The organism is Acetobacter papayae JCM 25143, from assembly GCF_000613285.1.
Lineage (GTDB): Bacteria > Pseudomonadota > Alphaproteobacteria > Acetobacterales > Acetobacteraceae > Acetobacter > Acetobacter papayae.
Map to the genome: position 1 here is coordinate 1 of NZ_BAIN01000092.1, position 7,806 is coordinate 7,806.

Annotated in this window: 5 protein-coding genes and 5 pseudogenes; 3 read left to right on the plus strand and 7 right to left on the minus strand. The window is 63.8% G+C overall.

Translation table 11 applies throughout. The features are described from left to right. The 3 genes and pseudogenes from JCM25143_RS19865 to JCM25143_RS13725 all read left to right on the plus strand — a co-directional run. A pseudogene (locus JCM25143_RS19865) lies at nt 1-1,081 on the plus strand (RsmB/NOP family class I SAM-dependent RNA methyltransferase); the annotation flags it as partial. A gap of 48 nt (nt 1,082-1,129) precedes the next feature. Then, nucleotides 1,130-1,792, plus strand: a complete 663-nt coding sequence (gene rpe / locus JCM25143_RS13720; RefSeq protein ID WP_025861616.1) for a ribulose-phosphate 3-epimerase — start codon at nt 1,130-1,132, stop codon at nt 1,790-1,792. 69 nt (nt 1,793-1,861) lie between these two features. Then, nucleotides 1,862-3,760, plus strand: coding sequence for a heparinase II/III family protein (locus tag JCM25143_RS13725; RefSeq protein WP_234395301.1), 1,899 nt, complete (start codon nt 1,862-1,864; stop codon nt 3,758-3,760). Between the two features lie 26 nt (nt 3,761-3,786). Here JCM25143_RS13725 and JCM25143_RS13730 read toward each other — a convergent pair whose 3' ends face one another. The 7 genes and pseudogenes from JCM25143_RS13730 to JCM25143_RS13760 all read right to left on the minus strand — a co-directional run bounded on the left by JCM25143_RS13730 (nt 3,787) and on the right by JCM25143_RS13760 (nt 7,750). After that, nucleotides 3,787-4,269, minus strand: a complete 483-nt coding sequence (locus JCM25143_RS13730) for a hypothetical protein (RefSeq protein ID WP_025861619.1) — start codon at nt 4,267-4,269, stop codon at nt 3,787-3,789. A gap of 4 nt (nt 4,270-4,273) precedes the next feature. Beyond that, nucleotides 4,274-4,465, minus strand: a complete 192-nt coding sequence (locus tag JCM25143_RS13735; protein ID WP_025861621.1) for a hypothetical protein — start codon at nt 4,463-4,465, stop codon at nt 4,274-4,276. A 26-nt stretch (nt 4,466-4,491) separates the two neighbouring features. Continuing rightward, nucleotides 4,492-5,164: pseudogene (gene dnaQ / locus JCM25143_RS19870) on the minus strand (DNA polymerase III subunit epsilon). Continuing rightward, nucleotides 5,161-5,746, minus strand: a pseudogene (coaE, locus tag JCM25143_RS24380) (dephospho-CoA kinase). The pseudogenes dnaQ and coaE overlap by 4 nt, the downstream one beginning before the upstream one ends. 22 nt (nt 5,747-5,768) lie before the next feature. Further along, nucleotides 5,769-6,667 (minus strand): annotated as a pseudogene (locus JCM25143_RS19880) (shikimate dehydrogenase). Next, nucleotides 6,664-7,429, minus strand: a pseudogene (locus JCM25143_RS19885) (N-formylglutamate amidohydrolase). The pseudogenes JCM25143_RS19880 and JCM25143_RS19885 overlap by 4 nt, the downstream one beginning before the upstream one ends. Before the next feature lie 6 nt (nt 7,430-7,435). Beyond that, nucleotides 7,436-7,750: a hypothetical protein gene (locus JCM25143_RS13760; RefSeq protein ID WP_025861622.1), complete on the minus strand. Its 315-nt coding sequence runs from the start codon at nt 7,748-7,750 to the stop codon at nt 7,436-7,438. Between the last annotated feature and the right edge of the window lie 56 nt (nt 7,751-7,806).

The following is a 7,806-nucleotide window of genomic DNA, read 5'->3' on the forward strand; positions in this document are numbered from 1 at the left end:
CCGTGCTGGAACCTTTCCTGCGCAAGGAACCGCCCGAACCCGTGCGCGCAGCCCTGATGCTGGGGGCCGCACAGCTCCTGTTCCTTGAAACGCCGCCCCATGCCGCCGTAGGCACCACGGTCGACCTGCTCCGCAGGCGCGGACTTGCCCCCTTTGCCGGGCTGGCCAATGCCGTGCTGCGCAAGATCGCGGGAAGCGGTGCCAGCGTTCTGGACGGGCTGGATCAACCCCGGCTCGATATTCCCGCATGGCTGTGGAGTTCATGGTCTGGCCTTGGCGCAGGCGTGCCCCGCGCTATAGCAGCAGGGATCAGCACCGAAGCATCGCTGGACATCACGCTGCGCCCCGGCGCCTCAGCCCCTGAAGGCGGCGTGCTGCTGCCCAATGGTTCATGGCGCTACCCTGCCGGTACGCGCGTGGTGGATCTGGCCGGATACGAGCAAGGTGCCTTTTGGGTGCAGGATGCCGCCGCCACCCTGCCCACCCGCCTGCTGGCAGTGCGCGAAGGTGAAAAAGTGGCTGACCTGTGTGCGGCCCCCGGCGGCAAAACCGCCCAGCTTGCCGTAACAGGCGCGCAGGTCACGGCTATTGAAAACAACCCCGCACGTATGGCCCGGCTACAGGAAAATCTGGAGCGACTGGGCCTGTCCGTGAACACCGTGCAGGCCGATGCCTGCACATGGCAGCCCGATGCCCCGCTGGACGCATCCTGCTTGATGCCCCCTGCTCGGCCACCGGCACGGCGCGCCGCCACCCCGATGTGCTCTGGGTCAAGCGCCCGCGTGACCTGACAGCCCTGACCGCCGCACAGGATCGCCTTCTGGCCGCCGCACGCGACATGCTGCGCCCCGGTGGCCGCCTGATTTATGCCGTATGCTCCTTGCAGGAAGAAGAAGGCCCCGCCCGCGCCCGCGCGGCACAGGCCATGGGGCTGGTACCGGCCCCCTTCACCCCTGATGAGCTGTCCATGCTCCCCGAAGCCCTGACCCCCGAAGGCTGGCTGCGCACGCATCCCGGCTTCTGGCCTGATCTGGGTGGTATGGACGGCTTCTTTGCGGCCCGTTTCATCCGCCCGGCATAACGCCACACGGCCACACATCACCCTGTGGGATTACGGAACAAACAGACCATGACACCTGCGCCCCGCACCCTGATCGCCCCCAGCCTGCTGGCTGCGGATTTTACCCGACTGGGCGAGGAAACACGCGCCATAGCCGCCGCCGGGGCCGACTGGCTGCACCTTGATGTCATGGATGGGCATTTCGTGCCCAATATTTCCTTCGGCCCGGCTGTCGTGAAGGCCCTGCGCCCCTGCACGGACATCCCGTTCGATGTGCATCTGATGATCGCACCGGTTGACCCGTATCTGGAAGCCTTTGCTCAGGCCGGGGCCGATCAGATCCTGATCCACATCGAGGCGGGGCCACACACGCACCGCTCGCTCCAGCGCATACGCGACCTTGGCGCCAAACCCGGTATCGTCCTGTGCCCTGCCACCCCGGCCAGCGCCATTGCCGAGGTAATGGATCTGGTGGATGTCATTCTGGTCATGACCGTCAATCCCGGTTTTGGCGGCCAGAAATTTCTGGCCAGCCAGTTGCCCAAGATCACGCAGTTGCGCGACATGATCACGCAAAGCGGGCGCGCCATTCATCTGGCTGTCGATGGCGGCATAGACCCCACCACCGCACCGCTAGCCATACAGGCAGGGGCCGATGTGCTGATCGCGGGCAGCGCCGTTTACGGCAGGCCTGATTATGCCGCCGCCATCTCGGCTCTCAGAGGTGTATAAAATTCCGGTCATAATCCAGACTAGCCAAAGCGGCTTACTGCATTGTAATCTTTGAGCAGACCCGAACACATGGCTCGCCCGGCCGGGCCGCACCCCGCCGCCAGCCTCAGGAGTGCTGATCCGCCCATGTCGCTGCGCCGATGGACACAAGGAACACGCCTCTCCTACGCGCTGCGCAACCCCCGTGGCGGCTTTGCCCGCGTGCCGGATGCCCCGGCCCTTATGCTGCGCGACCTGTGGCCCGGCGATGCCCTTGCGGGTGAACGGCTTGTTCGTAACCAGACCAGTCATGACGGCGTAGCCCGCCAGCTCCAACCCGGTCAGTGGGACGCGCCAGACTGGCCTGAAGCCTATTGCCGCTGGCTGCAAGGTTTTACCTGGCTACGAGACCTGCGCGAACTGGGGGCTGAATCCGCCCGTATCCGTGCGCGCACGCTGGTTTCGCACTGGATGCGCATTCCCCCGATGGAGCGCACCCTGTCAGACCCTGCCGTAACCGGCATGCGGCTGGCCTCGTGGCTGGGCTGTTATGAATTTTTTGCCGCCAGCGCGGATGACAGGTTCCGCCAGAACCTGATGACGGCACTGATTATGGAGGCGCGCTCCATTGCTGCCCTGATGCCCGAGGCAATCTCGGGCTGGCGCGCACTTTCCGCTCTCAAGGGCCTGCTGGCCGTGGGCGTGGTCATGCCGGACTACCCGGAGTTTCTCGAACGCTTCCTGCGCCTGCTCGATAGCGTGCTGGCCGAGCAGTTTCACCCCGATGGCAGCCATGTCAGCCGCAGCCCGGAAGACCAGTTCCAGAGCGTGCGGGAACTGGCGGAAATGCTCGCCATTTTCCAGACAGCCCGCCACCCCCAGCCCACAACCTTGCTGGATGCAGCCAACCGCGCGGCCCCCGTACTGCGCGCCATGCGCCATGGCGATGGCCGTCTGGCGCTGTTCAACGGTAGCCTTGAACGCGATAGCGCGTTTCTTGAACTCGTGCTCAATCGGGCCTGCCGCACCCGTGTAGTCGCTGCCAGCCTGTATGATAGTGGCTTTACCCGCATGACCAGCGGGCGTGCCATGCTGCTGGCCGATAGTGCGGCCCCAGTCGCCCATTCCGAAATGGCGCATGCAGGCATGCTGTCTTTCGAATTTTCATCGGGCAAGCAGAGGTTGATCGTCAATTGTGGCTCCAGCACCCGCAAAGGCTGGACACAGGCACTACGCTACCCGGCCGCCCACTCCGTTCTGGAAGTGCCCGGCCTGCAACCACTGACTATCGAGGCCGATGGCACGCTCAGCCATATCCCTCAGGTTAGCCGCGCGCATGCGACACATGAAGGGGCGCACTGGCTGGACATGTCGCATGATGGCTATGCCCGTCAGGGTGGCGGGGTTTACAGCCGCAAGCTGTATCTGGGCCGCGAAGGCCACACCCTGCGGGGCGAGGAACATTTCGGCCCCTGTGAAAAGCCAACCCCGAGCCTGATCCGCTTTCACCTCCACCCCTCCGTGACGCTGGAAGAAACCCCTGAAGGCCTGCGCCTGAACACGGCGGAAGAAACCTGGCTGTTCCAGTCCGATGCCGAAATAACGGTGGAAGACAGCGTTTATCTGGGCCGGGGCACAGTTGAGCCCTCGCGTCAGATTGTGCTGACTGCCCGCACCGAAACCGCGCCTGCCCTCGCAGAGGAGGCCCTCTCCCCAACCGAGAGCACCGCCACCGAGGACGAAAACGCGCAAGACCTTTCTGCCTCGCAGGACGCAGAAGGCGAAGCCAACGTCACCTTACCCGGCACGGAAAGCGTGGACATCAACGGTGCGGAAATCGCAACAACGCCGCCGGAACAGGCCCCTGAGCCGGATGCGCCTTCAACAGAAATTCCGCAGCGCCCGAAACTAGCGCATGCCCCCGCAGCACCCGCCGCGTCCACAACGCAGCGCACCATTCACTGGGGCCTGACGCTGATAGAGGCCTGAAAAGGCGGGGGTAAAACCCCAGCCGATCAGGAAGGGGTTTTGGGCGTTTGGGCTGTTTTGTTCGGCTTGATAAAGCGGATGCTCAACCGCGAGGGAGAAGCCGCCAGCCGTCCGCCCGTGCGGTTTTCTTCCAGACGGATACGAACGCCATCGTTATTTTCCATCAGGGAGCCTGAAACGCCCTGCCCGATGGTGGCCTCACCCGAAAGAGCCCAGTACGTGCCCTCGAAATCCTCAACCCGCTGAAGGTTGTAGACCTTGCCTATGCTGTCGCCCGAGGAAAAACCGATAGCCGCCGCCGAAGCCCCGCTCACTTCAAACGGATACTGTTTGCCGGCATAGGTCAGCACACCTTTGCCCCATGTATAGCCCACCCCGAGATCGGCCGAATGGGAGATGAATTTCACCTCACCCGAAACCGGCCCCAGTACCTGCTCCGCCATGGCGGGTGCGATGCTCGCACTGCACAGGGCCACGGCCACAACGGAACGCCAATATGCTGAACGCATCAGATTAAGCCCCCTGTCCTGCGCCGGATCTTACAATCTCGGCCTTGTCGCCCGCACCATGCACACCCTCCCTTACAGGAGCAGCCAGTTCGTACAAATAACGGAACAATCTTGTATTTTCATTCGCTCGCCGGTCAAGCATGGCATAGCCACCATGCCCTGCAAAGCCTTTTTCCAGCACGGGCCGTCCGGTCATAACGCACTGGCGCGAAAAACCGCGCCTCAGCTATTCCAGACAGGTTCTTTCAGTTTTTCAACAAACGCCGCATGTTTTTCCAATTCCGCCGGTGTGGGGCAGATACGGATACTCCGCCGCTCCACCGGGGCCTCATACTGCACGGCCGGGGCTTCCGTGCCGTTGGCCATAAGGCCAAGGCCGTGCTGCCGCCCCCCCATAAGCTCCACATAAACTTCCGCCAGCAGCTTGCAGTCCAGCAGGGCGTTATGGGTTGTTCGGGCTGACAGATCGACACCAAAGCGGCGGCACAGCGCATCAAGCTGTTGGGCATGCCGGGAAAGCGCGCCCGCGCCATGTCCAGCGTATCCACATGCGCGCCATGTCCAGCGGCTGACGTCCAGCGCGCTTCAGCTCGGCATTGAGAAAGCCAAAGTCAAACCGTGCGTTGTGGGCTATCAGCGGGTCCTCACCAATAAACTCGAGAAACTCCGCCGCCTTGTCGGCAAACAGGGGCTTGCCGCGCAGATCATCGATCGTAAAACCATGCACGCGCGAGGCTTCCTCCGGCACATCGCGCTGGGGGTCGAGCAGCACGTGGAAGGCTCGACCTGTGGGCAGATCACCCACCAGTTCCAGTGCCGCAATTTCTATCACGCGGTCGCCCGTGGCCGGGTCCAGCCCGGTGGTTTCCGTATCGAACAGCACTGAACGCTTCATACGCGCAACATCCTGACAAAGCGGCGCACCTGACGCCGGGTTTCCTTCATGGAGCGGCCCGTGCGCAGCACCGTATCCGCACCGCGCACCCGCAGGCATCGGGCGTCTGCCGCGCCATAAGGGCACGGGCTTCCGCCTGTGTATCCCGCGCCGCGCCGCCACCCTGCGCGCCTGCACCCAGCGTGGGGCGGATATCACCAACACATGATCACACTGCCGCTGCATGCCGGTTTCAAACAGTAGCGGAATATCCAGCACAACCCAACGCGCGCCACGAGCGCGCCAGAACGCCAGAAAACGCGCCCGCGCCCGGCGCACATGCGGGTGAATAAGCGCCTCCAACCGAGGCAGGAGGCCTGCCTGTTCCATGACCGCCTGCCGCAAAACCCCGCGATCCAGCACGCCAGAACAAACCGCACCAGGCACCATGGCCTGTATACCATCGAGCACCGGCCCCGGCACCGATTGCTGGCGGCGCACCTCGGCATCGGCATCGAACACCGGCAGCCCCGCCTTTTGCAGCAGGGTGGCAACCGTGCTTTTGCCCATACCCATGCCGCCGGTCAGCCCAAGAACTTTCATACGCGCCACAAAAGCCCTCCGTTCAGCCGGAGAAACCCGCCATTACATAGGCTTCTGTCTGGGCATCCACCTGTGGTTCAACTCCAAACCACGCGTGGAACCCGAAGCGGGCCTGATGCAGCAGCATGCCCAGCCCCCCTACCGTACGCAGCCCGCGCCGCTGGGCTTCAGCCAGCAGGGGCGTTACCTGCGGAACATAGACAATATCGGCCACCACCAGCTTAGTGGAGGCCTGATCCAGCACGGGGCAGAACCCCGGCTCCGGCCCGCCTTCCATCCCCAGCGATGTGGTGTTGACCAGCACCGCGTAGTCACCCAGCGTGGCTTCCCACTCATCCCATGGGCAGACAGATGCGCTCGGCAGGCTGGCCGCCAGTTCATCGGCCCGCGCACGGGTGCGGTTGGTAATACACACCTGCATGCCCGCCGCCGCCAGCGAAACCGCAACGGAGCGCGCGGCCCCACCGGCCCCCAGCAGCAGAACCCGCTGCGTGTCAGGAGCACCAGAGTCATCAGGCAGTTCCACCCCAGCGGCACGCAGCTGGCTACAAAGCCATCGCCATCGGTGGACAGGCCCCTGATGGTGCCATCATCCTGAAAAACCAGCGTATTGACCGAGCCTGTTGCGCGAGCGGAGTCGTCCAGCACATCGGCCAGCCGGAAAGCGGCTTCCTTATGCGGGATGGTAACATTCGCCCCCCGGAAACCAGCGGCCTGAAGCCCCCGCACCGCGGCCTCGAACCCTTCCGGGTGGACAGGCAGCGGCACGTATGCCCCATCCACCCCGTACCGGCGCAGCCAGTAATTATGCAAAAGTGGTGAGCGTGAATGCCCGACCGGCCAGCCCAGCACCCCGGCAAGACGCGCCTTGCCGGTAATGCGCTGTGCGGGCAAAGCCTGCGGGTCGGTGGCGGTGGTCATGCGGCATCTCCATAGCGTTCGCCAAAAGTCTGCCATGCGGCGGGCAACAGCCGCGCCAGACGCGCGGCCCATTCCGCCTGCCTTCTGGCGCGGTAATCAGGTCCTGCCGGATTTCGATTTCAATATACGGCAGGCCGCGCCGCTCGGCATGTTCGGGCACGGTGTAATCAGAGGTATCCGTCAGGGCATAGGGTTCATTGTCGCCCACGCACAGGCCTTCGCCCCGCAGCAGGTCGAGCATGATATGCGCCAGCCGGGAATCCCGATTATGCAGGATGCCCGCATGCCATGGCCGGGCATAGCCACGCATAACCGGGGTAAAGCTGTGCAGCGCGATCAGGCAGGTGGCCTGCCCACGCGCCTTGCGGGCATCAAGCTCGGCACGTATGCGCGCGTGATAGGGGTGCAGAATGGCCTGCTCGCGCCAGCCACTTTGCTTTTCGCACAGGCTCTGGTTACCCGGCACCGCCGTGCCGTCGCTCTCGCGCACGATGGAGGTGGGGTGCCCCGGCGCGCGGTTGCAGTCGATCACCAACCGGGAGAACACCTGCTCGATCAGCAGCGCGGGCAGCGCCTCGGCCAGCCCACGCCCTACGCCATCAATACCGATATCCCACCCGATATGGCGTGCACGCTCGGTGGCCGACACGCCAGATCACCCAGCGTGTCAGGGATGGCCTGCCCCGCATGGTCGCTGACCAGCAGAAAGGGACCACCCGCGTCCCGCCCGTAAACGCTGAAACTTTCCACCCTTAGGTTCACCCCGTTTTAGCGCTGCGTAACAACAACAATCGCGGCCAGAGGGGCCGTTGCCCGCACGGTGCCTGCATCCTCGCCGCCCAGCCCTTCGGCATCGAGCCCGCTGCCATCGAGCGCGTAAACCAAGTAGGCCTGATCCGCCCCATCGAGCGAATCCTCGCTCCCTTCTTCATACTGACGGGTCGCGACATAATCCGGGCCACGCATTTTTTCTTCCATACGACGCACCGCCTCGATAGGGCTGGCCGCACGAATGACCTCAAGCAGCACATTCGCGCCGGGGTCGATAACACCAAGGGTCTGAAGGGTTGCGCCGGCTGTCATGGTTGCAGAACTCCATTCGGTTTGACACGCTACCGTTTAAGCAGAGAAACCCCGCC

What these genes read in the sequence shown, in the direction of transcription:
- rpe (WP_025861616.1), top strand. Translation starts at nt 1,130, where the DNA reads ATGACACCTGCGCCCCGCACCCTGATCGCCCCCAGCCTGCTGGCTGCG.
- JCM25143_RS13725 (WP_234395301.1), top strand. Translation starts at nt 1,862, where the DNA reads ATGGCTCGCCCGGCCGGGCCGCACCCCGCCGCCAGCCTCAGGAGTGCT.
- JCM25143_RS13730 (WP_025861619.1), bottom strand. Translation starts at nt 4,269, where the DNA reads ATGCGTTCAGCATATTGGCGTTCCGTTGTGGCCGTGGCCCTGTGCAGT.
- JCM25143_RS13735 (WP_025861621.1), bottom strand. Translation starts at nt 4,465, where the DNA reads ATGACCGGACGGCCCGTGCTGGAAAAAGGCTTTGCAGGGCATGGTGGC.
- JCM25143_RS13760 (WP_025861622.1), bottom strand. Translation starts at nt 7,750, where the DNA reads ATGACAGCCGGCGCAACCCTTCAGACCCTTGGTGTTATCGACCCCGGC.